Source organism: Sphingomonas sp. R1, from assembly GCF_025960285.1.
Classification (GTDB): Bacteria; Pseudomonadota; Alphaproteobacteria; order Sphingomonadales; family Sphingomonadaceae; genus Sphingomonas.
The window spans coordinates 741,162-767,187 of the sequence record NZ_CP110111.1 but is presented as its reverse complement, the minus strand read 5'-3'; the positions used below and the strand labels follow the sequence as shown (position 1 = coordinate 767,187).

20 protein-coding genes and 1 tRNA gene are annotated in these 26,026 nt (G+C 67.0%); 10 read left to right on the top strand and 11 right to left on the bottom strand.

The window, feature by feature from the left end; genetic code table 11:
- Window positions 1-16: 16 nt before the first annotated feature.
- Complete coding sequence (gene alaS / locus OIM94_RS03690) at window positions 17-2,668, top strand: alanine--tRNA ligase (protein ID WP_264608766.1); 2,652 nt, start codon at window positions 17-19, stop codon at window positions 2,666-2,668.
- A 9-nt stretch (window positions 2,669-2,677) separates the two neighbouring features.
- Here alaS and OIM94_RS03685 read toward each other — a convergent pair whose 3' ends face one another.
- The 5 genes from OIM94_RS03685 to recJ all read right to left on the bottom strand — a co-directional run bounded on the left by OIM94_RS03685 (window position 2,678) and on the right by recJ (window position 8,476).
- Complete coding sequence (locus OIM94_RS03685) at window positions 2,678-3,196, bottom strand: hypothetical protein (RefSeq protein WP_264609822.1); 519 nt, start codon at window positions 3,194-3,196, stop codon at window positions 2,678-2,680.
- 5 nt (window positions 3,197-3,201) lie between these two features.
- A complete protein-coding gene (locus OIM94_RS03680) occupies window positions 3,202-4,989 on the bottom strand; it encodes a cation:proton antiporter (RefSeq protein ID WP_264608765.1) in 1,788 nt (595 codons plus the stop codon).
- A gap of 181 nt (window positions 4,990-5,170) precedes the next feature.
- Window positions 5,171-6,391 carry an NADP-dependent isocitrate dehydrogenase gene (locus OIM94_RS03675; protein WP_264608764.1) on the bottom strand — a complete coding sequence of 407 codons (1,221 nt, stop codon included), beginning with the start codon at window positions 6,389-6,391 and terminating at the stop codon, window positions 5,171-5,173.
- Between the two features lie 189 nt (window positions 6,392-6,580).
- Window positions 6,581-6,655, bottom strand: a tRNA-Glu gene (locus OIM94_RS03670).
- Between the two features lie 54 nt (window positions 6,656-6,709).
- Window positions 6,710-8,476, bottom strand: coding sequence for a single-stranded-DNA-specific exonuclease RecJ (recJ, locus tag OIM94_RS03665; protein WP_264608763.1), 1,767 nt, complete (start codon window positions 8,474-8,476; stop codon window positions 6,710-6,712).
- Window positions 8,477-8,582: 106 nt separating this feature from the next.
- On the opposite strand from recJ, the gene OIM94_RS03660 reads away from it, so the two are divergent.
- Window positions 8,583-10,814: a DNA/RNA non-specific endonuclease gene (locus OIM94_RS03660; RefSeq protein WP_264608762.1), complete on the top strand. Its 2,232-nt coding sequence runs from the start codon at window positions 8,583-8,585 to the stop codon at window positions 10,812-10,814.
- Between the two features lie 20 nt (window positions 10,815-10,834).
- Here the strand turns inward: OIM94_RS03660 and OIM94_RS03655 are convergent, their stop codons facing one another.
- From OIM94_RS03655 to OIM94_RS03645, 3 genes are all read right to left on the bottom strand, one after another.
- Entirely contained in the window at window positions 10,835-11,563 is a 729-nt protein-coding gene (locus OIM94_RS03655; protein WP_264608761.1) for a prolyl hydroxylase family protein, read from the bottom strand.
- Between the two features lie 72 nt (window positions 11,564-11,635).
- A complete protein-coding gene (locus tag OIM94_RS03650) occupies window positions 11,636-12,562 on the bottom strand; it encodes an RcnB family protein (RefSeq protein ID WP_264608760.1) in 927 nt (308 codons plus the stop codon).
- A gap of 107 nt (window positions 12,563-12,669) precedes the next feature.
- The gene (locus OIM94_RS03645; protein WP_264608759.1) at window positions 12,670-13,143 is read right to left on the bottom strand and encodes a (2Fe-2S)-binding protein; all 474 of its coding nucleotides are present in this window, start codon (window positions 13,141-13,143) and stop codon (window positions 12,670-12,672) included.
- Window positions 13,144-13,222: 79 nt separating this feature from the next.
- Between OIM94_RS03645 and OIM94_RS03640 the strand changes: the two genes are divergently transcribed.
- Entirely contained in the window at window positions 13,223-14,023 is an 801-nt protein-coding gene (locus OIM94_RS03640) for a DODA-type extradiol aromatic ring-opening family dioxygenase (protein WP_264608758.1), read from the top strand.
- Here the strand turns inward: OIM94_RS03640 and OIM94_RS03635 are convergent.
- Both OIM94_RS03635 and OIM94_RS03630 read right to left on the bottom strand, forming a co-directional pair.
- Window positions 14,020-14,781: a class II aldolase/adducin family protein gene (locus tag OIM94_RS03635; protein WP_264608757.1), complete on the bottom strand. Its 762-nt coding sequence runs from the start codon at window positions 14,779-14,781 to the stop codon at window positions 14,020-14,022. The genes OIM94_RS03640 and OIM94_RS03635 overlap by 4 nt on opposite strands.
- A gap of 64 nt (window positions 14,782-14,845) precedes the next feature.
- Window positions 14,846-16,273 (bottom strand): helix-turn-helix domain-containing protein, encoded by a 1,428-nt coding sequence (locus OIM94_RS03630; protein WP_264608756.1) that lies wholly within the window; start codon window positions 16,271-16,273, stop codon window positions 14,846-14,848.
- A gap of 104 nt (window positions 16,274-16,377) precedes the next feature.
- On the opposite strand from OIM94_RS03630, the gene OIM94_RS03625 reads away from it, so the two are divergent.
- From OIM94_RS03625 to OIM94_RS03595, 7 genes are all read left to right on the top strand, one after another.
- A complete protein-coding gene (locus OIM94_RS03625; protein WP_264608755.1) occupies window positions 16,378-17,904 on the top strand; it encodes an acyl-CoA carboxylase subunit beta in 1,527 nt (508 codons plus the stop codon).
- 23 nt (window positions 17,905-17,927) lie between these two features.
- Window positions 17,928-18,353, top strand: coding sequence for a methylmalonyl-CoA epimerase (gene mce / locus OIM94_RS03620; RefSeq protein WP_264608754.1), 426 nt, complete (start codon window positions 17,928-17,930; stop codon window positions 18,351-18,353).
- Window positions 18,350-20,488 carry a methylmalonyl-CoA mutase gene (gene scpA, locus OIM94_RS03615; RefSeq protein ID WP_264608753.1) on the top strand — a complete coding sequence of 713 codons (2,139 nt, stop codon included), beginning with the start codon at window positions 18,350-18,352 and terminating at the stop codon, window positions 20,486-20,488. The genes mce and scpA overlap by 4 nt, the downstream gene beginning before the upstream one ends.
- A complete protein-coding gene (locus OIM94_RS03610) occupies window positions 20,485-21,414 on the top strand; it encodes a heme-dependent oxidative N-demethylase family protein (protein ID WP_264608752.1) in 930 nt (309 codons plus the stop codon). Before scpA ends, OIM94_RS03610 begins: the two co-directional genes overlap by 4 nt.
- Window positions 21,411-22,418, top strand: a complete 1,008-nt coding sequence (gene bioB, locus OIM94_RS03605) for a biotin synthase BioB (RefSeq protein ID WP_264608751.1) — start codon at window positions 21,411-21,413, stop codon at window positions 22,416-22,418. Before OIM94_RS03610 ends, bioB begins: the two co-directional genes overlap by 4 nt.
- Window positions 22,419-22,631: 213 nt before the next feature.
- Window positions 22,632-24,644 (top strand): acetyl/propionyl/methylcrotonyl-CoA carboxylase subunit alpha, encoded by a 2,013-nt coding sequence (locus OIM94_RS03600; RefSeq protein WP_264608750.1) that lies wholly within the window; start codon window positions 22,632-22,634, stop codon window positions 24,642-24,644.
- 111 nt (window positions 24,645-24,755) lie between these two features.
- A complete protein-coding gene (locus tag OIM94_RS03595) occupies window positions 24,756-25,466 on the top strand; it encodes a hypothetical protein (RefSeq protein ID WP_264608749.1) in 711 nt (236 codons plus the stop codon).
- 6 nt (window positions 25,467-25,472) lie between these two features.
- Here OIM94_RS03595 and OIM94_RS03590 read toward each other — a convergent pair whose 3' ends face one another.
- Window positions 25,473-25,952: an RNA pyrophosphohydrolase gene (locus OIM94_RS03590; protein WP_264608748.1), complete on the bottom strand. Its 480-nt coding sequence runs from the start codon at window positions 25,950-25,952 to the stop codon at window positions 25,473-25,475.
- Window positions 25,953-26,026 lie beyond the last annotated feature (74 nt).

Here is a 26,026-nt window from a genome sequence, read left to right as displayed (position 1 = left end):
CCCCTAAGTCGACCTCATGACGTCGACCAATGATATCCGCCGCTCGTTTCTCGACTATTTCGAGGGCCAGGGCCATGCCCGCGTCCCCAGCGCGCCGCTGGTGCCGCACAACGATCCCACGCTGATGTTCGTGAATGCGGGCATGGTGCCGTTCAAGAACGTGTTCACCGGCCTGGAGTCGCGCCCCTACAGCACCGCGACCAGCAGCCAGAAGTGCGTGCGCGCGGGCGGCAAGCACAACGATCTCGACAATGTCGGCTATACCGCCCGGCACCACACCTTCTTCGAGATGCTCGGCAATTTCTCGTTCGGCGACTATTTCAAGGAGCAGGCGATCACCCATGCCTGGACGCTCCTCACCAAGGAGTGGGGTATTCCGGCCGAGAAGCTGACGGTCACGGTGTACCACACCGACGACCAGGCGTTCGACCTGTGGAAGAAGATCGCAGGGCTTCCCGATCACAAGATCATCCGCATCCCGACCAAGGACAATTTCTGGGCGATGGGCTCGGACGGTCCCTGCGGCCCCTGCTCGGAAATCTTCTACGATCACGGCGACCACATCTATGGCGGCCCCCCGGGCTCGCCCGAGGAAGATGGCGACCGCTTCGTCGAGATCTGGAACCTCGTCTTCATGCAGTTCGTGCAGGAAAATGACGAAATCATCGGCGACCTGCCGCGGCCGAGCATCGACACCGGCATGGGGCTGGAGCGGATCGCCGCGGTGCTCCAGGGCGTCCACAACAATTATGATATCGACACGTTCAAGGCGCTGATCGATCAGTCGGCGGCGCTGACCGGCACCGCGGCGAACGGCGAGCAGGTCGCCAGCCACCGGGTGATCGCCGATCACCTGCGCTCCTCGGGCTTCCTCGTCGCGGACGGCGTGCTGCCGGCGAACGAGGGCCGCGGCTATGTGCTCCGCCGCATCATGCGCCGCGCGATGCGCCATGCGCACCTGCTCGGCGCCAAGGATCCGCTGATGCACCGGCTGGTGCCGTCGCTGGTCGCCGAGATGGGCGCGGCTTATCCTGAGCTGGTGCGCGCGCAGCCGCTGATCGAGGCGACCTTGCTCCAGGAGGAAACCCGCTTCCGCCAGACGCTCGCCAACGGTCTGCGCCTGCTCGACGAGGCGACCGTGGGCCTGAAGGCCGGCGACACGCTGCCCGGCGCCACCGCGTTCAAGCTCTACGACACCTTCGGCTTTCCCTATGACCTGACCGAGGACGCGCTGCGCGTGCAGGAGATCGGCGTCGATCGCGCCGGCTTCGACGCGGCGATGGCCGAGCAGAAGCGCGCCGCCCGCGCCGCCTGGAAGGGCTCGGGCGAAAAGGCCTCGGAAGAGCTTTGGTACGATCTCGCCGACGAGCTCGGCGGGACGGAGTTCACCGGCTATGTCAGCACCGAGGGCGAAGGCCAGGTGGTCGCGCTGGTCAAGGACGGCGCACGGGTGGAGAAGGCGGTTGCCGGCGACACCGTGACCATCCTCACCAACCAGACGCCTTTCTATGGCGAAAGCGGCGGCCAGATGGGCGACGTGGGTGTGATCGGCAACGATAAGCTGCGTGCGCTGGTCGACGATACCTCGAAACCGCTCGGCCGCCTGCATGCGCACCACGCCAAGATCGAGAGCGGGGAAGTTGCGGTCGGCGACGCTGTGCACCTGTCGGTTGATGTCGAGCATCGCGACCAGGTCCGCGCCAACCACTCTGCGACCCACCTGCTGCATGCGGCGCTGCGCAAGCGGCTTGGCACCCATGTCAGCCAGAAGGGCAGCCTGGTGGCGCCCGAGCGGCTGCGGTTCGACTTCTCGCATCCCTCGGCGTTGACGGCGGAGCAGATCGCCCAGGTCGAGGCCGATGTGAACGCGCAGATCCGCCACAACGGCACCGTCGAGACGCGGCTGATGACCCCGGACGACGCGATCGCCGCGGGCGCGATGGCGCTGTTCGGCGAGAAGTACGGCGACGAGGTGCGCGTGCTCTCGATGGGGCTGGGCGGGGATGCGTCCTACTCGGTCGAGCTGTGCGGCGGTACGCACGTCAACGCGACCGGCGACATCGCGATTTTCAAGATCGTGTCCGAGAGCGCGGTTTCCTCGGGCGTGCGCCGCATCGAGGCGCTGACCGGCGAAGGCGCGCGGCTTTGGCTCAACGCCCGCGACGAGCGGCTGCGCGAGGCGGCGGCTGCGCTCAAGACCGCGCCGGATGATGTGCCCGCGCGGGTCGCTGCGCTGGTCGAGGAACGCCGCAAGCTCGAGCGCGAGCTGGCCGAGGCAAAGAAGGCGCTCGCCCTTGGCGGCGGTGCTGGTGCTGCCCCGGTGGGTCCCGAACAGGTAAACGGCATCAACTTCGTCGGCCAGGTGCTCGACGGGCTGGAGGCCAAGGCGCTGCGCGGTGCGGTCGACGAGGCCAAGGCGCGGATCGGCAGCGGCGTGGTCGCGCTGGTTGCGGTGAACGAGGGCCGTGCCTCGGTCGCGGTCGGCGTCAGCGACGGCATTGGCGTCAGCGCCGTCGACCTGGTCAAGGTCGCGGTGACCGTGCTGGGCGGCCAGGGAGGCGGCGGCCGCCCGGACATGGCGCAGGGCGGCGGTCCGGACGGGGCCAAGGGCGCGGATGCGCTCGCGGCGGTAAAGGCGGCGCTGGCGGAAGCTCAGGTCGCCGCCTGATCCAGCGGCTTAGCGCCCGGGGGCGTAGCCGTCCTCGGGCAGCACCCAAATCGCGGATTGCGCCATGTCGGGGCGCAAGATGCCGTCCATGGTCACGTTAACCGTGAGTTCATCGCCGCTCGCCACCTCGCGATAGCAACGCTCATGCCCGGCGAGCGGCTGCAGTGTCTCGAGCAGCTTGAGCCGCGTGTTCGTCTCCAGCGCGGGGCTGAGCGCGGTACCGTTGCTGGTCAGCTTGCCCGTGTTGAAATCGGCGGGACGCACGCGGTTGCACACCGCGCCGTCGCGCACCTGGCCGAAGGTGGAATATTCGATCACGATCAGCGGATCGCGATTGACCACGCCGGTCACCAGCGCATCGAAGGCGCCGTCCCCGCGGAGCGTATAGTGAACGATCGTGCTGCAGCTGCGGCTGGCCCGATCCGGGTTGATGCAGCGAATGCGTCCGCTCTTGGCGGGGGCAAGCGGGTCGGGCACGGCGTCGCTCTGGATCGGAGCGAGCAGGGCGAGGGCAAGGGAAAGCAGCATCACTATCAGGCCTTGTTGGGTTCGGCGGTGGCGTTCAGGCGCGAGCGGTTCAACCGGGGCTCGCGCTGCAGGCCCGCGGCATCCTTGATCGAGCGGCGCATCTCGTCGCGCTTTTCGTGGATGGATGCAATCACCGGACCGACGCCGAGGCCAAGATCCACCAGCAGCGCCTCCGAGAGCTGCAGCGAGCTTTCCAGCGTCTCCGGCACCGCATCGGTCGCACCCGCCCGGTAGAGCTCCGCGGCGTGCGCCGCATCGCGGGCGCGGGCGATGATCGGCAGATGCGGCACCCAGCCGCGCACGCGCTTGGTCAGCCGGACGGTCAGCACGGGATCGTCCATCGTCAGCACCAGCGCCTGGGCGCGGCCGAGCTGGAGCTGATCGACCAGTTCATTGCGGGTCACATCGCCGAACAGCACGTGGAAGCCGGCCCGGCGGCCGCGCACGACATTGTCGATATCGGCATCGACCGCGACATAGGGCTTGTCGTGCCGCCGCAGCATCTCGGCAACGGTCCGGCCGACCCGGCCAAAGCCGATGACGACGGTGCCGCCGTCGATCTGGGCGAGATCCTCATCGGCGATCTGCGCACCGTTCTTGCCTTCGATCTTGCGCGCGGCGCCGCGCCCGGCCTTGGCGAGCAGCGGCGTGGCGGTGAGGCCGATTGCGGTCACCGCGCTCCAGAACGCCACCGTCCCCGGCGCGATCAGGTTGGCGGCGCCGGCGACGCCGAGCACGATCAGGGTCGTCTCCGACGGACTTGCCATCAGCACGCCCGTTTCGGCGGCGGTTCCCATCCGGGCACCCGAAAGGCGCAGCAGCGTGGTGGTCACCGCGACCTTCACCGCCATCACCAGGATGGTTGCGCCCAGCAGCGCCGCCCAGTTCTCCGCGACGAAGCCGAGATCGAGCCGCATGCCGACCGTGAGCAGGAACACCCCGAGCGCCAGGCCCTTGAACGGGGTGGTGATCGCCTCGACCTCGCCGTGATATTCGGTCTCGGCGATCAGCAGCCCCGCAATCAACGCGCCGACGATCGGGGAAAGACCGGCGGCGGTCGTCGCAAGGCTGGCGACGATCACCACCAGCAGGCTGGCGGCGAGGAACAGTTCCGGACTCTTGGTGCGCGCGGCCTGCGCGAACATGCGCGGCAGGACGATCCGGCCGCCGAGGAACAGGGCTACCACGGTGGCGATGCCGATGCCCAGCGTCATCAGCAGCCGCGTCCAGTCCGCGCCCTCCGGCGTCGGGGCCATCGCACCGAGCCCGAAGATGATCGGCACCAGCGCCAGATCCTCGAACAGCAGCATCGCGAAGGCACCGCGCCCCACCGCGCTCGTCGTGCCGGCGATCGGGATCACCAGTGCCGTCGAGGACAGCGCCAGCGCGAGGCCGAGCCCGATCGCCCCGCCGGTGCTGAGCCCGGTGAGGTACAGCACCGCGGCGAGGATGAGGCCCGATCCGAACAACTCGGCCGCCCCCGTGCCGAACACCAGCGACTTCATCGCCCATAGGCGCTTGAACGACAGTTCGAGCCCGATCGAGAACAGCAGCAGGATGATGCCGAATTCCGCGAACGGCTCGATCGAGTGCGCGTCGGAGATCGTCAGATAATAGAGCCAGGGCGCCTGGCCCACCAGGCTGCCGAGGCCGAAGGGGCCCACCAGCGCGCCGACGAGGATGAACCCGATCACCGGGCTGATGCGGAAGCGCGCAAAGGCGGGAATGACGAGCCCGGCCGCGCCGAGGATCACCAGCGTGTCGCTGAAGCCGTGGTTCGAGAGGTTCAGCATGACGCACCCGGAGAGGAAAGGGGTGCGGGGCGTGGCTGGAAGGAACAGAAAGGCCGATGGCCGGTGGCGGTTTTTGCTCGCTCGGTCATAGCCCCTAGAGACGCTGCGGGCCCCGGCATTGCAAGTAGAAAAGCCCGCCAGAGGCGGGCTTTTCCATTAGTCCTGCAGATTGGGAGAAGGCTTACTGCCAGCTGCCCATCGCGGTTTCGAGGTTGACGCGGATCGCCTCGAAGAACTGCTCGGTGGTCATCCAGGCCTGGTCCGGGCCGATCAGCAGCGCGAGGTCCTTGGTCATCTTGCCGCTCTCGACGGTCTCGATGCAGACCTTCTCCAGCGTCTCGGCGAAGCGGGTCACCTCGGGGGTGCCGTCGAACTTGCCGCGATACTTGAGGCCGCCGGTCCAGGCGAAGATCGACGCGATCGGGTTGGTCGAGGTCGCCTTGCCCTGCTGGTGCTGGCGATAGTGGCGGGTGACGGTGCCGTGCGCCGCTTCCGCCTCGATCGTCTTGCCGTCCGGGGTCATCAGCACCGAGGTCATCAGGCCCAGCGAGCCGAAGCCCTGCGCGACCTGGTCCGACTGCACGTCGCCGTCATAGTTCTTGCAGGCCCAGACGAATTCGCCGTGCCATTTGAGCGCCGAGGCGACCATGTCGTCGATCAGGCGGTGCTCGTAGACGATGCCGGCGCTCTGATACTGGTCCTTGAACTCGGTCTCGAACACCTCGGCGAAGATGTCCTTGAAGCGGCCGTCATAGGCCTTGAGGATCGTGTTCTTGGTCGACAGGTACAGCGGCCAGCCGCGGCCGAGCGCATAGTTCATCGAGGCGCGCGCGAAGTCGCGGATCGATTCGTCGAGATTGTACATGCCCATGGCGACGCCGGCCTGCGGGAAGTCGAACACCTCGTGCTCGAGCGTCTCGCCATTCTCGCCTTCCCACTTCATGGTCAGCTTGCCCTTGCCGGGCACCTTGAAGTCGGTCGCCTTGTACTGGTCGCCGAAGGCGTGACGGCCGACCACGATCGGCTTGGTCCAGCCCGGGATCAGGCGCGGGACGTTCGAGATCACGATCGGCTCGCGGAAGATCACGCCGCCCAGGATGTTGCGGATCGTGCCGTTGGGCGACTTCCACATCTTCTTGAGGTCGAATTCCTCGACGCGCTGCTCGTCCGGGGTGATCGTCGCGCACTTCACGCCGACGCCGTACTGCTTGATGGCGTTGGCCGAATCGATGGTGATCTGGTCGTTGGTCTCGTCGCGCTTCTGCACCGAGAGATCGTAATACTTCAGATCGATATCGAGGTACGGAAGGATCAGGCGCTCGCGGATCCATTCCCAGATGATCCGCGTCATTTCGTCGCCGTCGATCTCCACGACGGGCGTTGCTACCTTGATCTTCGCCATAAGCTCGCTTTCCTGAGACAGGTGGTTTTCCCGGCAGCGTCTAGGGGCAAGGGCGGGGGGGATCAAGCCGGTGTGACGGCAATGCCCGGACGTGCATCACGACGGCCGTCACCGGAGCATGGCCCCAGGGCAGCGATACCGATGTGGATGTTTCACCCGCAGTGCCGGGGCATTGGCCCGGGCAAGCAATGGTGACCCCTACGGGAATCGAACCCGTGTTTCAGCCGTGAAAGGGCCGCGTCCTAACCGCTAGACGAAGGGGCCAACTGCGTGGCGTGGAGCGGCCGAATAGGGGGCGATTCCAGAGTCGTCAAGCACTCATTCTGCCCATGCCGCATCTTCGATGTGCAATTCCGCCGCCGGGCGGCTTCCCCAGGTATCGACCTTGGCGCGGCCCGCCAGCCACAGGCGGCGATGCGAGGGGGCGGAAAGCAGCGCCTGGCCGAGTTCGGTATCGGCCTGGCGGAAGGCGACCGCCTTGAGACTGCGGCCGTCCGCACCGGCGACGATCACGCGGACATGCCCACCGGTGCCGACCACATCGGCCTTGAGCACCCGCACCGGCCCCGCCGCGATTCGGGGCGCGGGCCACCCCATGCCGTACGGACCGCCAGCCTCCATCGCTTCGACGAGCGCCGGATTGACGCCCGCGGGGCTGAGGACCGCGTCCAGCAACAGCGCGCGCTCGCCCCGCGCGACGGCGATTCGGTCGGCCAGCCGCGATTCGAGGAAGTCGGCGAGCGCGTCGATTCGGTCCCCTGCCACCGTGACCCCACACGCCATCGCGTGGCCGCCGCCTGCAATCAGCAGGCCTGCATCCTTCGCTGCCAGCACTGCCGCGCCGAGATCGACCCCCGGGATCGATCGACCCGATCCCTTGCCGATGCCATCCTCGCCCACCGCGATCACCAGCGCGGGGCGGCCGAGCTTTTCCTTCAGGCGGCCGGCGACGATGCCGATCACGCCGGGATGCCAACCTTCGCCGGCGACCAGCGCGACCATCCGGTCGCCGCCCGCCAGGCATAGCGTTTCGGCTGCGGCCTGCACCTCGGCCTCGATCGCGCGCCGCTCCTCGTTGAGCAGGTCGAGCTCGCCGGCGATCGCACGGGCCTCGGCGGGATCGCGCGTGGTGAGCAGGCGCACCCCGAGGTCGGACTTGCCGACCCGCCCACCGGCATTGATCCGCGGGCCCAGCGCGAAACCGAGATCGGTGCAGGTCGGCGCGCGCGTGAGTCGCGATGCCTCGATCAGCGCGGCAAGGCCGATATTGCGGCGCTGCGCCATGACCTTCAGCCCCTGCGCGACAAAGGCGCGGTTGAGGCCCTTCAACTGTGCCACGTCCGCGACCGTGCCGAGCGCGACGATATCCAGCAGGTCGAGCAGGCGGGGTTCGGATCGGGTGGCGAAATAGCCCCGTGCCCGAAGGATGCGGACCAGCGCCGCCCCCAGCAGAAAGGCGACGCCCACTGCCGCGAGGTGGCCATGCTCGGCCCCCTCGGCCTCGTCGAGCCGGTTGGGGTTCACCAGCGCGTGGGCGACGGGCAGCTCCGTTGCGCATTTGTGGTGATCGACCACGATCACGTCGGCATCGACAGCACGCGCCATCGCGAGCGCCTCGAACGCCTGCGCGCCGCAGTCGACGGTGACGATCAGATCGTGCCCCTGTTGCTTGAGGCGGACCAGCGCCTCGCCCGACGGGCCATAGCCCTCCATCAGACGATCCGGGATGTAGGCGGTGGCCTCCAGGCCGAGATCGCGCAGCAGCAGGATCAGCAGCGCGGCGGACGTGGCACCGTCGACATCGTAATCGCCGAAAATCGCGATCCGCTCGCGGGCCTGCACCGCATCGGCCAGGCGTTCGGCGGCGCGGTCCATGTCACGGAAGATCGAGGGGTCCGGCATGAACGCGCGGATACTCGGGCTGCGATGTCGCTCGAGATCGGCGCGCTCCACTCCGCGGGTGAGCAGCAGCTGGGTGACGAGATCGTCGGGGGCGAAATTCGGGTCTCGCGCATCGGCGGCGAGGCCGCGCCAGCGCCAGGGCTGGCCAAGGATCGACTGATGAATGTTGAGGGCAGGGGACATGCCCCCCGATGTGGCCGGTGCACCCATGCTTGTCGAGGGGCCCGACCGGACGCAAATCTGCAAAGCGGACATGGTAGAAGGTCCAAGGCGGTCGGGAGAGAATCGCATGGCGGTGATGTCGCTCGAATTGCAGCAGGCCGTCCGCAAGGCAGAGACGCGGGCGGACCGGCTTGGCACCGATCTCGGCGCTCTCGCCGCCTGCGTTCGCGGCGCGGCGCCCGAAGAGGTCGCCAGCGATGCCGCGAAGCGCCAGCGGCATGATTTTCTCACCGCAGCCTATGCGACTCGCGACGATGCCGATCGCGCCTTCGAGCGCATCATCGGCGGCAATGAGCTGCAGGAGGCAAATTACCTTGCGCGCGGCGCACTCGTGGCGCGGACGGTGATGCGCATCGTGCTGCGCGGTGCCGGCGGCTCGGTGATCGGCTACGGTACTGGCTTCCTGATCGGCGACGGTGTTTTGCTGACCAACCATCACGTCTTGGACAGTGCTGCCACGGCCCGCACCTCCGAGGCGGAGGCGCTGTATGAGCGTGCGGCGACGGGCGAGGACCTGACCCCGTGGCGCTTCATGCTCGAGCCCGACCGGCTCTTCTATACCTCGCCCGTGCTCGACTTCTCTCTCGTGGCGGTCGCTGCGCGTGACCGCACTGGCGCCTTTGGCCGATCAAGCCTGGGCTGGCTGCCTCTGCTGGGTACGCCCGGCAAGGCGATGGAAGGCGAGTGGCTGACGATCATTCAGCACCCGGGCGGCGAGCGAAAGCAGCTCTGCGTGCGCGAAAACCAGTTGATCAAGCGCGCCGACGACGTGCTCTGGTACTCCACCGATACGCAGGGCGGATCTTCCGGCTCGCCGGTGTTCAACAATGACTGGCTGCTGGTCGCACTCCATCACAGCGGGGTGCCGGAGACGCGGGACGGCAAGTGGCAGACGGTCGACGGCCGTGACTATGACCCTTCTCGCGACGGCGAGGACCGGATCAAGTGGATCGCGAACGAAGGCATTCGCGTCTCCCGAATCGTCGACACCTTGCAGGGCGATGCCGGTATCGCGGCGCATCCGCTGGTCGCGCCGATCCTGGCGACTGGTATCGCCGATGTCGATGCGCGGCTCCCGGTCCTCTTCGCCGCTGGGGTTGCATTACCCGATCTGCTCGCGGGCGAGGGGGCGCGTACCGCCTCGCACTCCGTTTCCCGTTCGCCTTCCACCTTCCATCAGCCCCGGGAGTCCAGCATGGCACGGCATCTGACGCTCAATCTGCTCGTCGGCGAGGATGGCAGCGTCTCGCTGCTCCAGGGCGGCGCGACCGAAGCCGTCGCCGTGGCGCCCGAGAAGAAGCGCAAGAACGTGATCGACGCGCCGGTCGATCCGGCCCGCGACTGGGGGAAGGGCTTCGACCCGGCGTTCCTCGGCAACGGGGACCTGCGGGTCCACCTCCCAGAGGTGATCCAGAAGGATCTGATCGCCCCGCTCCGCGACGCCTATGGCCAGACCTTCACGCCCGAGCAGCGCGCCGCGGGGGTGCTCGACTATGACCGCTACAGCGTGGTGATGAACAAGGCGCGCCGGTTCGCCTTCTATTCGGCGGCGAATGTCAGCTGGGGAATGCGCCCAGCGATCAGCGGCCGCACCGACGTGTGGCTGTATGACGACCGGATTGCCCGCGAACACCAGGTCGACAACAGCTATTACCGCAACAACAAGTTCGATCGCGGACATCTGACCCGGCGCGAGGACATGGAGTGGGGCAGCGACCCGGTGACCGCCGTGCGCCGCGCCAATGGCACCTGCACCTGGACCAACTGCACGCCCCAGCACTCGATCTTCAACCAAGACAAGAGCCCCGACCCCGCCGTCCATCTGTGGCAGGGGCTGGAGCGCTACATCTTGGAAGAGACCTCCGAGCAGGGGCAGTTCGACGTGCAGGTCTTCACCGGCCCGGTGTTCGGCGCAGGCGATCCCGTCTATCGCGGCATCGCCTATCCGCTGGAATTCTGGAAGGTGGTGGTCGCGGTAGCGGCGGGGGGGCGGCTGTTCGCCACCGCCTATCTGCTGAGCCAGAAGGACGTGATCGACCAATCCGGCCTGGAAGCGGCGCCGGCGGTGCCGTTCGGCGCCTATGGCACCTATCAGCGGCCGATCGCCGTCATCGAGGACCTGGCGGGGCTGCGCTTCACCTTTGGCGAGGATCGCCCGCTGCGCGAGATCGACCCGCTGGCGACACCGGGCCGCCCGGGGCCGCGCAGACCGCGCCGCGGAGGGGTTGCGGTCGAATCCTTCGGAGCAGGTCCTGCAGATGATGCACTGACCAGCTTCGGGGATCTCGTGCTGTTCTGACCGGCAGAGGCCGCCGGCGCTCAGTCCGCGTCGGCGTCCACCACGCCCGAGCGATAGGTCTGGATCGGTGCCTTGATCCAGGCCTCTTCCCGGAACCACTTGGTGATGATGTACTTGGTCCCCTCTACGACCCGCATGCCCTCATGCAGCGTGTTATAGTTCGGGCTGCCATCGCTCGCCATGTTGTTCCAGATCACCAGCAGACCGCGCTTGGGCTTGAAGCGGATGCCGGCGCGCGGGAACCAGGTGGCGCCGCCTTCCTCGACATCGTTGAGATAGGCCATTGCCGTCCAGGTGCGCTGGCCGCCGGTCTCCAGCATCTTCTCCCAATAGCCGCTGCCCTCGTGGAAATAGTCGCAATGCGCGCGGAACTGCTGGTTGGGCGCATAGCGTTGGCCCTGCATGGTCTCGGCATTTTCCGGCGGGATGCCGAGCAGCTCGGCGATCCGATCGTCGATCGCCTGAATTTCGGGCGCCCAGCGATACAGATCCGAGCTGTGGCTGGTGCGATAATCTGGGTCGTCGGTCGCGGCGAGCAGGGTGGAGGGGCGGGCGTTGCTGTCGATCAGCGCCATCAGCATGTCGCAATCGGTGCCGCTAAAGAAATCGGGATAGGTGTAGATCTGCGCGAGATCGACCTTGGCGCGCCGGACGTCGGGATTGGCCTCCAGTCGTGCCGCCACCTCGCGCCCGATCTGTGCCCGCTGCGGGGAGGGCGATCCCTTGTTGTTGCCGTTCGTCTTGCTCACCGCGAACTCTTTGCCGTGCCCGCCGGTGATTGCAAGAGCAAGGGGCCGACATCGCTGCCGGCCCCCATGCCTTTACCAGAAGATCCCGTAGATCACGTCGACCACCTGGGCGGTATCGACGTCGACCAGCAGGGCGTCGTCATAATAGCGGACCCAGCGATACGGGCCCCATACGTCCGGCAGGCGATACGAATAGGGATCGCTGATCCAATATTGCGGCGTGAACAGGAAGCTGTCGAGCCGATAGCCGATCGAGAAGCGACGATAGCCGTAGCTCCAGCGCGCGGGCGGATAATAGCGCGGCAAGCGGTACAGGCCGCGATTATAATCCCGGTAGGACCGCCAGTCGTAGCGATTGTCGTTCCGCCAGCCATTGTTCCAGACGCCGCGATTGCCCTGCCAGCGCTCTGCACGATCCCAGTCGCGGCGATCATTCCAGCCGCGATTGCCGTCGCGGCGTCCCCAGTCGCGATCCCGGTTCCAGTCGGGGCGCTGCTGGTTGTTCCATCCGCGATTCTGCCAGTTCTGGTCACGGCGGCCATCGCCGCGGTTCTGCCAGTCCTGCCGATCCCCCCCGCGCCAGTCGCGCTGCGGCTGGCCCGGGACGGGGGTGCCCTGCGGCTGCTGGAAGGCGGGGCGGGGCTGGCCGTCCGGGCGGCGCCAGTCGCCCCGATCCTGCACCTGCGGCGGCGTTTGCGGGCGCATCCAGCCGGCATTGCCCTCGGGCCGTTGCCGGTCACCGCGATCCTGCGGCTGTGGCGCCGCCTGCGGACGCTGCCAATTGCCACGATCCTGCGGCTGCGATTGCGGAGCGGCTTCCGGACGCTGCCAGTTCTGTCCGCCCTGCGGGGCCCGCCAATTGTGTCCGCCCTGCGGACGGGCGCCTTCCGGCCGCATCCAGCCGCCATTGCCGCGATGCTCGCCGCGCTCCTGCGCAAAGGCGGCGGCGGGAACCAGCGCGGTTGCGGCTGCGAGCGCCGCCAACACCATCCTCTTCATCGAACCATTCTCCGGGGGCAGCGGCAAAGACGCCGTGCCGATGCTGCCCTGATACGCGCGACCGGCTGAGCGGGTTCTGAACCTTGTTGTCAGCCGATTGAAAGCTTTCACGCGCCGTCGGCCGGGTCGCCGCGTGCGATGCGGGCCGCGTCCTGGATGGCGTCGACCAACCGCGGATAGATGCCGCACCGGCAGATATTGGCAATGCCCTGACGGATATCTTCTTCGGACGGGTTGCGATTGGTGCGGATCAATACCGCCGCCGCCATGATCATCCCGGGAATGCAATAACCGCACTGGACCAGATTGGCCGCGAGGAATGCCTGCTGCACCGGATGGCTTCGATCGGTCGACAGCCCTTCGATCGTGGTCACGAAGGTGCCTTCGATCGCGCCGATCGTCTCGCGGCAGGCGAGCCGCGCCGCGCCGTCGATATCGACCGTGCAGGCACCGCACTCACCGGTGCCGCAGCCATATTTGGTGCCGGTGAGATTGGAGGCGTCACGCAGCGCCCAGAGCAGCGGCGTCTGCGGATCCATATCATACTGGACTGGCTGGTTGTTGACGGTGAACCGAGTCATGGCGGCAACCCTAGCGGGAAACGGCGGGTTTCCGAAACCGGCATTGTCGCACGGGACGGGCCGCGCGACATTCGCCGGCATGTCCTTACCCGCACTCTTTCTCCCGCACGGCGGCGGCCCCTGCTTCTTTATGGATCCCGCAGGCGGCCCACCCGATCCCATGTGGCAGCCGATGCAGGCCTATCTTGCCGGGTTGATCGCCAGCCTGCCGGAGCGGCCGCGCGCGATCCTGCTCGTCTCCGGGCACTGGGAGGAGCGCGACGTGACCGTGCATGTCGGCGACGGGCGGCCGCTGCTCTTTGACTATTATGGCTTTCCCGAGCACACCTATCGTCTGCGGTGGGATGCTCCGGGCGCGCCCGAGGTGGCCCTGCGCGCCAAGACCCTGCTCGAGGCCGCCGGTTTCCCGACCGGAGTCGAGCGCGAGCGCGGCTGGGATCACGGCGTGTTCATTCCGATGAAGGTGGCGGTGCCGGACGCCGACATCCCGCTCGCCCAGCTCTCGCTGCGCGCGGACCTGGATCCTGCCGCGCATGTCGCGATCGGCAAGGCGCTCGCGCCGCTTCGCGACGAAGGCGTGCTGATCGTCGGATCCGGCATGAGCTTCCATAATCTGCGCGTGCGCGGGCCCCAGGCGATGCCCTATGCCGATGCCTGGGACGACGCACTGGTCGCAGCGGCCACCGATCCCGATCCGGCCCGCCGGGAAGCGCGGATCGTCGACTGGCGCGCGTTGCCATACGCCGACTTTGCCCATCCGCGGGAGGAACATCTCCTGCCGCTGATGGTCGCGCTCGGCGCGGGCGGCACCGGGCCGGCCCGATGCGACTACCGTGATCACGTCCTGGGCTGGGCGGTGAGCGGCTTCCGCTTCGGCTAGTCGCGCCAGCTGCGGTCGATCCGGTCGACCAGCCGCACCATCGCCGCGAAATCTGCAGCGCCGGGGCCGCCGGGGACCTGCGCCATGTGCACGTCGCGCTGGTGGACGGCGACGACCTCGGGGGCAATCTCGATGGGATGGCCCATGCTCATCGTCGCGACCTGGATCTCGCAGGCGCGCTGCAGCGCCCAGTGCTTAACGAACGCCTCGGGCAGGGTCCGCCCCATCGCCAGGATGCCGTGATTGCGTAGCAGCATCACCCGCTTGTCGCCGAGATTGGCGAGCAGGCGCGCGCCTTCCTCGTCGCGCACGGTCACGCCTTCGAAATCATGGTAGGCAATTTGGCCGATGAAGTTGCAGGCATAGAAGTTGGTCGGCCGCAGCCCGCCCTCGAGCGACGCGACCGCCATGCCGGCCGTGGTGTGGCTGTGCATGATGCAGTGGGCATCGGGCAGGTGGCGGTGGAACAGCGAATGCTGGACGAAGCCCGCCCGGTTCACCGGATAGGGCGAGTCGTCGAGCTTGTTGCCGTCAATGTCGATCTTGACGAGGTTGGAGGCCTTTACCTCGCTGAAGTGCAGCCCGAAGGGATTGATCAGGAATGCCCCTTCTTGGTCCGGCAGCTTCACCGTGATGTGGTTGTAGATCATCTCGGACCAGCCGAGCATGTCGAACACGCGGTAGCAGGCGGCGAGCTGCTGCCGCGCCTCCCATTCGGCGTCACTGACCTGGGGCGTGGCGGCGATTGCAGTTGCCATGGCACCTCTCCATTCTCTTTTTCGAGGTTTGGGTATGCCATGAAGGGGCTGGCGCTCGCAAGCGTCAGCGGAAGCCATAGGGCACCGCGCGGCGGCGATCGGGATCGATCTCGATCGCCGAGCCCGCCGGTGGAAAGGCCCGCTGATCGCAGTCCAGCCGCGGGCAGATGCGGCAGGAGGCCCCGATCGCGGTGGCCGCGCCGCCGGTACGCAGCGCGTCCGCATAGACGAAGTCGGCCGCATGCGTTTCCTCGCACCCCAGCGCCACCGCATAGCGGCGCGGCGGCCGGGTAAAGCTTCCCGAGGGCTTCACCAGCCCCTTGGCCATCGAGACATAGCGTGTCCCGTCGGGCATTTCCGCGAGCTGGACGAGGATGCGGTCGGGGATCGCCACCGCTTCATGGACAATCCACAAGGGGCAGGCGCCGCCGAGCGCCGCGAATTGCAGCCGCGTCGCCGAGTGCCGCTTGGTGATGTTGCCGGCCATGTCCACCCGGCAGAAGAATACCGGCAGGCCCTGCGCGCCAGGCCGCTGCAGCGTCGATAGCCGGTGGCAGGCCTGCTCGAAGCTCACCGCGAAGCGCTGGCGCAACCGGTCGATGTCGTGACGCACCTCATAGGCGGCAGCGCGAAATCGGCCATAGGGCATCAGCAGCGCACCCGCTGCATAATTGGCAAGGCCGACGCTCAGCAGTTCGCGTGCGGCGGGCGAGGCTAGGCCGGCGCCTTCGATCACCACCCGCATCTCGTTGGCGAATTCATATCGGGCGAGGCGGTGGGCCAGCAGGAACAGCCGGCTCTCGGGAGGCAGTGCATGGTTCAGCGCCAGCGTACGCGCCGCCTCATTAAACCGGCTGAGCTCGCTGCCATCGCCCTGCGCGCCGATCACGCGCACGCCGTGCCACAGTCGCAGCCGATCTTCGAAGGCGCGGACGATGTTGTCGTCGTCGAGCGCCAGCGCATCCGCCAGCAGCTCGGCCGATCGGTCGACCGCGTCGATATAATTGCTTTCGGCCTGGAACCAGTCGCGCACTTCTTCCCAGGGTAGTGGTGCGGCATCGCTGGATCCAGTGTCGAACCGGTCGTCGAGCACGCGCAGCTGCTCCTGGCTGCGACGATAGGCGTCGTGCAGCGCCACCATCCGCCTGGCGAGCAGGGGCTGCTGCGCGATGGCGCGACGAAGGTCGCTTTCGTCGAGGCGGTCGGCGGGCACGCTGCTGTCGGTTCCTGCGTCGATCGCGCGAAGCAGTGTTGCGGTGCCGCCTTCCCCGTTGATCTCCGCCGCCTCCAGCGGGAATTCGCGGGCCAGCGCCAGCAACACGGCGTCGGTGATCGGGCGATCGTTGTTTTCGATCTGGGAGAGGTAGGAGACCGAAATTCCCAGCCGCTGCGCCATGCTCGCCTGGGGAAGGTTCAGGCGGCGGCGCAAGTCACGCAGGCGAAAGCCTTCGAACAGGCGACGGCGGGGCTGGGGCGGGAGGTGGCTGGCCATGTGCTCGATTAGTCCGCAAACGCCCGCACCGCAACTTTGCAACATTGCATTTGCGGTGTGGCCGTGGCCCGGTGCACAAGCCGCGTCCACGGAGAGAGATGCCGATGTCGTCGACGATCGAGGAACTGGAACGCCGTCGTGCCGCTGCCCGTCTGGGCGGCGGCGAGAAGCGGATCGACGCACAGCATGCCAAGGGAAAACTGACCGCCCGCGAGCGGCTCGAGGTGCTGCTCGACCAGGGCAGCTTCGAGGAGCTCGACATGTATGTCGAGCACAACTGCACCGATTTCGGGATGGAGAACCAGGTGATCCCCGGCGACGGCGTGGTCACCGGTTCGGGCACGATCAACGGCCGCCTTGTCTTCGTGTTCAGCCAGGATTTCACCGTGTTCGGTGGCTCGCTGTCGGAGCGGCACGCGCAGAAGATCTGCAAGATCATGGACATGGCGATGAAGGTCGGCGCACCCGTGATTGGCCTCAACGACAGCGGCGGCGCGCGCATCCAGGAAGGCGTAGCGTCGCTTGGCGGCTACGCAGAGGTATTCCAGCGCAACGTGCTGGCGTCGGGCGTGGTGCCCCAGCTCAGCCTGATCATGGGGCCCTGCGCCGGCGGCGCGGTGTACAGCCCCGCAATGACGGACTTCATCTTCATGGTGAAGGATTCGTCCTACATGTTCGTCACCGGCCCGGATGTAGTGAAGACCGTTACCAACGAGATCGTCACGCAGGAGGAGCTGGGTGGAGCGGTGACGCATACCACGAAGTCGGGGGTCGCGGATGTGGCCTTCGAGAACGATATCGAGGCGCTGCTCGCGGCCCGCGACTTCGTGGACTTCCTTCCCGCCTCGAACCGCGAGGCGCCGCCCGAACGCGCTAGCGACGATCCCTGGGACCGGATCGACGAGAGCCTCGACACGATCATCCCGCCCAGCGCCAACCAGCCCTACGACATGCACGAGCTGATCCGGAAGACGCTCGACGAGGGCGAATTCTTCGAGCTCCAGCCCGCGCATGCCGGCAACATCTTGATCGGCTTCGGCCGGATTGAGGGGCGCACGGTGGGCGTGGTGGCCAATCAGCCGATGGTGCTGGCGGGCTGCCTCGACATCAATGCCTCCAAAAAGGCCGCGCGCTTCGTGCGCTTCTGTGATGCGTTTGAGATTCCGATCGTCACCTTCGTCGACGTGCCGGGCTTCCTGCCGGGTGTCGGCCAGGAGCATTCGGGCATCATCAAGCACGGCGCCAAGCTGCTGTTCGCCTATGCCGAGGCGACGGTGCCAAAGATCACGGTGATCACCCGCAAGGCCTATGGCGGCGCCTATGACGTCATGGCGTCGAAGCATCTTCGCGGCGACCTCAACTATGCCTGGCCGACCGCCGAGATCGCGGTGATGGGCGCGAAGGGCGCGGTGGAGATCATCTTCCGGGGCAAGACGCCGGAGGAGATCGCCGAGCGAACCGCCGAATATGAACGCCGCTTCGCCAACCCCTTCGTGGCAGCGAGCAAGGGGTTCGTGGACGAGGTGATCATGCCGCATTCGACCCGGCGGCGGATCGCACTGGGCCTGCGCAAGCTGCGGAACAAGCAGCTCGAAAACCCGTGGAAGAAGCACGACAACATTCCGCTGTGATGCGGCGCTGATCGAGGACCAAGATGAAGCTCGGCCGTCTCAACCATGTCGGCGTAGCAACGCCGTCGATCGAAGCCTCGATCGCGTTTTACCGGGAGGTTATGGGCGCGGAAGTGATCCGCGCGCCGTTCGACCTGCCCGCGCAGGGCGTGAAGGTTTGCTTCGTCGACACGCCCAACAGCCAGATCGAGCTGATCGAGCCGCTGGGCGAGGCGTCGCCGATCCACGGCTTCCTCGCCAAGAACCCGGCGGGCGGCCAGCATCACCTCTGCTATGAGGTGCTGGACATCCACGAAGCCAAGGCCTGGTTCGAGGCAAAGGGATGCAAGGTGCTCGGCGAACCGCGCATCGGCGCACATGGGACGCCGATTTTCTTCGTCCATCCCAAGGACATGGGCGGGATCCTCACGGAGATCATGGAAACCCCGTCCGGCGAGCACGCGGCATGACCAAGACGACATTCGACCAATGGTCCGTTGCCGCTTCGAAGGAAGTAAAGGGCAAGGACCTGACCTGGGATACACCCGAAGGTATTGTGGTCAAGCCACTGTACACGCAGGCCGATGTGGCAGGCGTAGATCCCGGTCTGCCCGGCTTCGCGCCGTTCACCCGCGGTGTCCGCGCCTCGATGTACGCCGGTCGTCCCTGGACCGTGCGCCAATATGCCGGCTTCTCCACCGCCGAGGAGTCGAACGCCTTCTACCGCCGCAACCTCGCCGCCGGGCAGAAGGGGCTGAGCGTCGCCTTCGATCTCGCCACGCACCGCGGCTATGACAGCGATCACCCGCGCGTGGTCGGCGATGTCGGCAAGGCGGGCGTCGCGATCGACACGATCGAGGACATGAAGATCCTGTTCGACGGCATCCCGCTCGACCAGATGTCGGTATCGATGACGATGAACGGCGCGGTTATCCCGGTGCTGGCCTTCTTCATCGTCGCGGGTGAGGAGCAGGGAGTTCCGCAGGAGAAGCTGGAAGGCACGATCCAGAACGACATCCTCAAGGAGTTCATGGTTCGGAACACCTATATCTACCCGCCCGAACCGAGCATGCGGATCATTTCAGACATTTTCGCCTATACCAGCGCGAAGATGCCGAAATTCAACAGCATTTCCATCTCCGGCTACCATATGCAGGAAGCCGGCGCGACCCAGGTGCAGGAACTGGCCTTCACCATCGCCGACGGCATGGAATATGTGAAGTACGGCGTCGCCTCAGGGCTAGATATCGACAAGTTCGCAGGCCGCCTGAGCTTCTTCTTCGCGATCGGTATGAACTTCTTCATGGAAGTGGCGAAGCTGCGAGCTGCCCGCGTGCTGTGGCACCGGGTGATGACGCAGCTGGGCGCGCAGGACGAGCGCTCGAAGATGCTGCGCACCCATTGCCAGACCTCGGGCGTGTCGCTGACGGAGCAGGATCCGTACAACAACGTCATCCGCACCACGATCGAGGCGATGGCGGCGATGCTGGGCGGCACCCAGAGCCTCCACACCAACGCGCTCGACGAAGCGATCGCGCTCCCCACCGATTTCTCCGCCCGCATCGCCCGCAACACCCAGATCGTGCTGCAGGAAGAGACGGGGATGACCAAGGTCGTCGATCCGCTGGGCGGCAGCTATTATGTGGAGAGCCTGACCCAGAGCCTGGTCGACAAGGCCTGGGAGATCATCGAGCGCGTCGAGGCCGAGGGCGGGATGGCCAAGGCGGTCGCTGCCGGCTGGCCCAAGGCGATGATCGAGGAAGCCGCCGCTGCCCGGCAGGCGCGGGTGGATCGCGGCGAGGACGTGATCGTGGGGGTCAACAAGTACCGGCTGCCGAACGAGGATCTGCTCGAGACGCTTGAGGTGGACAACGCCGCGGTGCGCGAGGCGCAGATCGCGCGGATCCAGCGAGTGAAGGCGGCGCGCGACGAGGCGGCGTGCCAGGCGGCGATCGATGCGCTGCGCGAGGGTGCGACGTCAGGCGGCAACCTCCTGGAACTGGCCGTGGTGGCCGCGCGCGCCCGCGCCACGCTCGGCGAGATCAGCGCGGCGATGGAAGACGTGTTCGGCCGCTATGCCACGCAGCCGACCCCGGTAAAGGGCGTCTATGGCGCACCCTATGCCGAAGACGATCGCTGGGCCGAGGTAGTGCGCGGCGTCGAGGCGGTGGAGCGGCGCCTGGGTCGCAAGCCGCGCCTGCTCGTCGCCAAGATGGGGCAGGACGGGCACGATCGCGGCGCAAACGTCATCGCCTCGGCCTTTTCCGACATGGGGTTCGAAGTGGTCAGCGGGCCGTTGTTCCAGACGCCCGAGGAAACGGTGGTGCTGGCGCTCGACAGCGGCGTGGACGTGGTCGGCGCCTCCAGCCTCGCGGCCGGGCACAAGACGCTGATCCCCGAGCTGATCCGTGGCCTGCGCGAAGCGGGGCGCAGCGACGTCAAGGTCATCGCTGGCGGCGTGATCCCGCCGCAGGATTACGAGATGCTGCGCGCGGCTGGAGTGCAGGGCATCTATGGCCCGGGCTCGAACGTCGTCGAATGCGCGGCGGACGTGCTCCGCCTGCTGGGCCACAACATGCCGCCGCTCGAGGCTGCCGCCGAATGAGCCTGGGCTTCTCCGCCGAGGCGCTGCTTTCCCGCGCTCGGGGCGGAGGCGCGCTGCGCATGGGGCTGGTGCGGGTGCCCGAAGCCGAGTGGCTGACGCCGGGGGTGGATTTGGCCGCACGGGTAGCGGTGTTCGCGGCCGAACCCGACTGCGTGCAGGTGCTGCCGGAGGCGGAAGCGGCGGTAGAAGAGGTCGCCGGGATGCTGGACGGCTGGTTGCATGCGTTCCCCTCCCGCTTGCGGGAGGGGTTAGGGGAGGGGCTGGGAACCTCCAGCGCTACTTCCTCGTCATTCCTTCCCCCGACCCCTCCCGAAAGGGGGAGGGGAGCGCATGCTCCAGACGTTCTGCGCACCGTCGCGGCAAATGTGTGGGAGGACCTGTGCATCCTCACGCCCAACGCGTCCGGCCAGTACCGCCTCACCGCCGCCGCGCTGGCGTTCCCCACCGACTGGCACCTGCATGAAAAGCTCGGCCACGCACTCACCCCGATCCATGCCCCGATTCACGGCTATGCCGAGCAGCTAGCCTCGGGGGTCGACCATTTCTTTGCGACGCTCCAGCCGGGCCCGATCTTCGGCCGCACCAACTGGTTCGTCGTGGCGAGCGACGCCTGGCGCTATCTGCCGCAGGACGACCCTCAAACCCGCTTCGCGCATGTAACCGAGGGCAATGCCGGCACGACGCTGTTCGTCCGCTGCGAGCGCCAGACGCTCCGGCGCCTGCCTCAAAGCGGGGCGATGCTCTTCACCATCGGCATCCATGTCGCGCCGCTCGACCGGCTCAGCACCGATGCGGTGGTTCGCGTGGCCGATTCCGTCGCCGGCATCAGCAGCGGCGAGCATGAACGTCGCGCCGCGCCCTTTTACGCGGACGCGCTCACCCGCTATGCGGCGCGCCGTAATCGACCTCCGGAGTTAGTTGCTTGACCCTCGAATCCCCCGTCCGCACCGACTGGACCCGCGACGAGATCGCTGCGCTGTTCGACCTGCCGTTCACCGAACTCGTGTTCCGCGCGGCGGAAGTCCACCGCGCCAACCACCCGGCGAACCAGGTCCAGCGCTCGACGCTCCTTTCGATCAAGACCGGCGGTTGCCCCGAGGATTGCGGCTATTGCAGCCAGTCGGCGCATGCCGATACCGGCCTCAAGGCGACCAAGCTGATGGACCCGCGCGCGGTGCTCCAGGCGGCGGCGCAGGCCAAGGACCATGGCTCGACCCGCTTCTGCATGGGTGCCGCCTGGCGCAACCCCAAGGACCGCGACATGGGCGCCATTGTCGAGATGGTGAAGGGCGTCCGCGCGATGGGCATGGAAACCTGCATGACCTTGGGCATGCTCACCGACGCGCAGGCTAAGACGCTCGCCGATGCCGGGCTCGATTACTACAACCACAATATCGATACCTCGCCTGAGCGGTACGGCGAGGTGATCACCACCCGCAGCTTCGAGGAGCGGCTGGAGACGCTGGAGCATGTCCGCGAGGCGGGCATCAACGTGTGCTGCGGCGGCATCGTCGGCATGGGCGAGACGCGCGGCGACCGGGTGGGCTTCATTCATGCGCTTAGCACCCTGCCGGTGCATCCGGGCAGCGTGCCGGTCAACGCGCTGGTGCCGGTGAAGGGCACCGTGCTGGGCGACATGCTGGCGGATACACCGCTCGCCAAGATCGATGATATCGAGTTCGTCCGCACGGTGGCAGTGGCGCGCATCACCATGCCGCGCTCGATGGTCCGGCTGTCGGCGGGCCGGGAGAGCATGAGCGATGCCACCCAGGCCTTGTGCTTCCTGGCGGGCGCCAATTCGATATTCACCGGCGACAAACTGCTGACCGCAGGCAATGCCGGCGACGACAAGGACGCCGCGCTGTTCGCGCGCCTGGGCATCACGCCGATGGCGGCGGAGTGCAAGGTGGAGCTGGAGGCAGCGGAGTGAAGTCTCGTGGTCGGTTGTCACTTCGGCTGCTTTCGGTGGCCGTCGTGACGCCGATCGGTCTTGTCCTAGCAATCTCGTTTGCGGCGCTCATGTTCTGGCTGTTGCCTGACAAGCCGGTTCCCGTGGCGCTCATACCGTCAGCAATCGTTTGGCTCATTCTAACGCCACTGGCCGAGTGGCGACTTTATCGCAGATTGAAGGAGCGCTCTCCCGGTGTTTGAAAAGATCCTCGTCGCCAACCGTGGCGAAATCGCGTGCCGGGTGATGCGGACCGCCAAGAAGATGGGCATCGCCACGGTCGCGGTCTATTCGGATGCCGACGCCCGCGCACCCCATGTGCGGATGGCGGATGAGGCGGTGCGGCTCGGGCCGGCACCGGCGGTGGAAAGCTATCTCAAGGCCGATCTGATCCTCCAGGCAGCCAAGGAGACCGGCGCCGATGCGATCCACCCCGGCTATGGCTTCCTCTCCGAGCGCGAGAGCTTCGCCAAGGCCTGTGCCGAGGCGGGCATCGCCTTTGTCGGCCCGCCGCCGGGCGCGATCGCGGCGATGGGCGACAAGATCGAATCGAAGAAGCTCGCCAAGCAGGCGGGGGTGAATGTCGTCCCCGGTTTCGTCGGCGAGATCGAGGATACCGAGCATGCGGTGCGGATCGCCGCCGAGATCGGCTATCCGGTGATGATGAAGGCCTCGGCCGGCGGCGGCGGCAAGGGAATGCGGCTGGCCTATAGCGAGCAGGACGTCCGCGAAGGCTTCGAAGCAACCAAGCGCGAGGGCCTGGCGAGCTTCGGCGACGACCGCGTGTTCATCGAAAAGTTCATCGAAAGCCCGCGCCATATCGAGATCCAGGTGCTGGGCGACCAGCACGGCAACATCGTCTATCTGAACGAGCGCGAATGCTCGATCCAGCGCCGCCACCAGAAGGTCGTGGAGGAGGCGCCATCGCCCTTCGTCACGCCGGCGATGCGCAAGGCGATGGGCGAGCAGGCGGTCGCACTGGCGCGGGCCGTGGGGTACTACAGCGCGGGCACGGTCGAGCTGATCGTCTCGGGCGCCGACAAGACGGGGCAGGGCTTCTACTTCCTCGAGATGAACACCCGGCTCCAGGTGGAGCATCCGGTGACCGAGGCGATCACCGGGCTCGACCTGGTCGAGCAGATGATCCGGGTGGCGGCCGGCGAGCCGCTCGCCTTCGGCCAAGACGAGGTAAAGCTCGACGGCTGGGCGATCGAGAACCGCGTCTATGCCGAGGACCCCTATCGCGGCTTCCTGCCGAGCACCGGGCGGCTGGTACGGTATCGGCCGCCGGCAGCGCAAAATGCGGGGCAGGGCTATATCCGCGTCGACGACGGCGTGACCGAGGGCTCCGAGATCAGCATGTTCTACGATCCGATGATCGCCAAGCTGATCACCTGGGGACCAACCCGCGACGAAGCCGCCGACCTGCAGGTGCAGGCGCTCGACCGCTTCCGGATCGACGGGATCGGCCACAATATCGATTTCCTCTCGGCGATCATGCAGCATCCCCGCTTTCTGTCGGGCAAACTGACCACCGGCTTCATCGCCGAGGAATATCCGCAAGGGTTCCACGGCGCCCCGGCAGACCTGACGCTGGTCCGCAAGCTCGCCGCCGTTGCGGTGGTGCTGGATCTTGCCCGCAGCGCCCGCGCAGCTGCCATTTCCGGCCAGCTCGGCGACCAGCCTGTTGCCTCGACCGCGCGGTGGGTGCGGATCGGCGAGCATCAGTTCGACGCAACGGCCGAGGCGTGCGACACCGGGCTGCGCGTCAGCCTGTCGAGCGACGCCCCACCGCTGGAGGTGTCCGGCCACTGGCGCGCCGGCGAGCCGCTGTTCGATGCGCGCATCGACGGGGTGGCATTCGCCACATCGGTGGATCGTACCCGCACCGGGTGGAAGCTCACCGCACATGGTGCCGCGCACCGCGTGGAGGTCCTGCCGCCGCATGTCGCGCCGTTCCGCCGGCTCATGATCGAGAAGGTGCCGCCCGACATGAGCAAGTATCTGCTCGCGCCGATGCCGGGCCTGCTCACGCGCCTGCACGTCCAGCCGGGTGACAAGGTGGAGGCCGGGCAGGCACTTGCCGTGGTCGAGGCGATGAAGATGGAGAACATCCTTCGTGCCGAGCGGGCGGGCACCGTCCGCAGCGCGCATTTCGCACCGGGCGACAGCCTGGCGGTGGATGCAGCAATTCTGGAATTTGAATAGGTTATCGCTATATCGTCCCACATCGACACGGATGTGGACAGGGTTGCAGGTTGCCGTTCCCGGGTTTCTGGGCTTGTCGCGTCGCCAGAGTCGTGTCTCAATTGATTTCAAATGGGACGCTCGGCGGTGTCGGGCCCGATCCCGAGCCCCATAGAGGATGGCAACGTGCAGGAAGAGGATGGCTTTACCCGCTGGATCGAGGCGTGCGCCGCGGGCGAATTGCTCGGGATCGCAAGTGCTGCCTTGTGGTGGGTCAGCGTCGAGCGGTTCGATCCGCTGCCGATCGGGCCTACCGCGGAATGGCTGGTATTCCTCGCAAAGGCGGCGAGCGGGCTGATCCAGGGGCTGATCCTTGGCTATCTGCAAGGATGGGCACTGCGTCGGCAGTTTCCGGCGCTTTCCCTGCGCGCCTGGGTGACCGCCACCACGCTGATCGGCGTCATCGTCTGGTCGATCGGCGCCTGGTACTCGGTGTTCCCGTCGCTCGACGGCGGCCGGCTGTTGCCGCCGGTGGAAAGCCTCTTCCAGACGGCGATCGCCGCGGGCGGGTTCGGGCTGGGCCTCGGCCTGTTGTTCGGCGCCGCCCAGGCCGTGGTGCTGCGGCGTGCCGCCGGGCAGGTGCACTGGTGGATCGCGGTGAACGCCGTCGGCTGGGGTGCGGCCCTGCCGTGCATCTATGTCGCATCGGCAATCGGCAGTACGACACCGGGTAGCTGGGAAATCGCCCTGCGTGGCCTGGTGGGCGGCGTGGTGTCCGGCGTCGCGCTCGGCACCATCACCGGCCTGTCCTTCGCCGTCATGCCCGTGCGCCGGGCCGCCTGAAGCCGTTCAGCCGAGGTGCGGCGCGAACAGTTCGAGCAGCCGCTCGTACAGCGCGCGCTTGAACGGGACGATCAGCGCCGGAAGGTCCGCCGGATCGGCCCAGCGCCAGGCGCGGAACTCGGGATGTTCGGTCGCGATGTTGATATCGCGGTCCTCCCCGAGGAAGCGCAGCAGGAACCAGCGCTGGCGCTGCCCGCGCCATTTGCCCTTCCACACCTTGCCGATCAGGTCGTCGGGAAGATCGTATCGGAGTTCCTCGGGCGCTTCCGCGATCAGCTCGGCATGGCTTCGCGCGACGCCTGTTTCTTCCCACAACTCGCGGAACGCCGCCTCCAGGCCGTCCTCGCCCGGGTCGATGCCGCCCTGCGGCATCTGCCAGGCCTCCAGCGTCGAATCGAGCCGCTGGCCGACGAACACGCGGCCGTCGCGGTTGAGCAGCATCACGCCGGCGCAGGGGCGGTAGGGAAGCGAGGCAGGATCGGTCATGCCGACCTCCTAGGCCGAAGCCGGGCATGGCGGAAGGGCCGTCTTTCGCGCGGCGGCGGCCCTTCCTAAATCCT

Excerpts from the sequence above, each read along its gene's own strand:
- alaS (WP_264608766.1), top strand. The coding sequence starts at position 17 with ATGACGTCGACCAATGATATCCGCCGCTCGTTTCTCGACTATTTCGAG.
- OIM94_RS03685 (WP_264609822.1), bottom strand. The coding sequence starts at position 3,196 with ATGCTGCTTTCCCTTGCCCTCGCCCTGCTCGCTCCGATCCAGAGCGAC.
- OIM94_RS03680 (WP_264608765.1), bottom strand. The coding sequence starts at position 4,989 with ATGCTGAACCTCTCGAACCACGGCTTCAGCGACACGCTGGTGATCCTC.
- OIM94_RS03675 (WP_264608764.1), bottom strand. The coding sequence starts at position 6,391 with ATGGCGAAGATCAAGGTAGCAACGCCCGTCGTGGAGATCGACGGCGAC.
- recJ (WP_264608763.1), bottom strand. The coding sequence starts at position 8,476 with ATGTCCCCTGCCCTCAACATTCATCAGTCGATCCTTGGCCAGCCCTGG.
- OIM94_RS03660 (WP_264608762.1), top strand. The coding sequence starts at position 8,583 with ATGGCGGTGATGTCGCTCGAATTGCAGCAGGCCGTCCGCAAGGCAGAG.
- OIM94_RS03650 (WP_264608760.1), bottom strand. The coding sequence starts at position 12,562 with ATGAAGAGGATGGTGTTGGCGGCGCTCGCAGCCGCAACCGCGCTGGTT.
- OIM94_RS03645 (WP_264608759.1), bottom strand. The coding sequence starts at position 13,143 with ATGACTCGGTTCACCGTCAACAACCAGCCAGTCCAGTATGATATGGAT.
- OIM94_RS03640 (WP_264608758.1), top strand. The coding sequence starts at position 13,223 with ATGTCCTTACCCGCACTCTTTCTCCCGCACGGCGGCGGCCCCTGCTTC.
- OIM94_RS03635 (WP_264608757.1), bottom strand. The coding sequence starts at position 14,781 with ATGGCAACTGCAATCGCCGCCACGCCCCAGGTCAGTGACGCCGAATGG.
- OIM94_RS03630 (WP_264608756.1), bottom strand. The coding sequence starts at position 16,273 with ATGGCCAGCCACCTCCCGCCCCAGCCCCGCCGTCGCCTGTTCGAAGGC.
- OIM94_RS03625 (WP_264608755.1), top strand. The coding sequence starts at position 16,378 with ATGTCGTCGACGATCGAGGAACTGGAACGCCGTCGTGCCGCTGCCCGT.
- mce (WP_264608754.1), top strand. The coding sequence starts at position 17,928 with ATGAAGCTCGGCCGTCTCAACCATGTCGGCGTAGCAACGCCGTCGATC.
- scpA (WP_264608753.1), top strand. The coding sequence starts at position 18,350 with ATGACCAAGACGACATTCGACCAATGGTCCGTTGCCGCTTCGAAGGAA.
- OIM94_RS03610 (WP_264608752.1), top strand. The coding sequence starts at position 20,485 with ATGAGCCTGGGCTTCTCCGCCGAGGCGCTGCTTTCCCGCGCTCGGGGC.
- OIM94_RS03595 (WP_264608749.1), top strand. The coding sequence starts at position 24,756 with ATGGGACGCTCGGCGGTGTCGGGCCCGATCCCGAGCCCCATAGAGGAT.
- OIM94_RS03590 (WP_264608748.1), bottom strand. The coding sequence starts at position 25,952 with ATGACCGATCCTGCCTCGCTTCCCTACCGCCCCTGCGCCGGCGTGATG.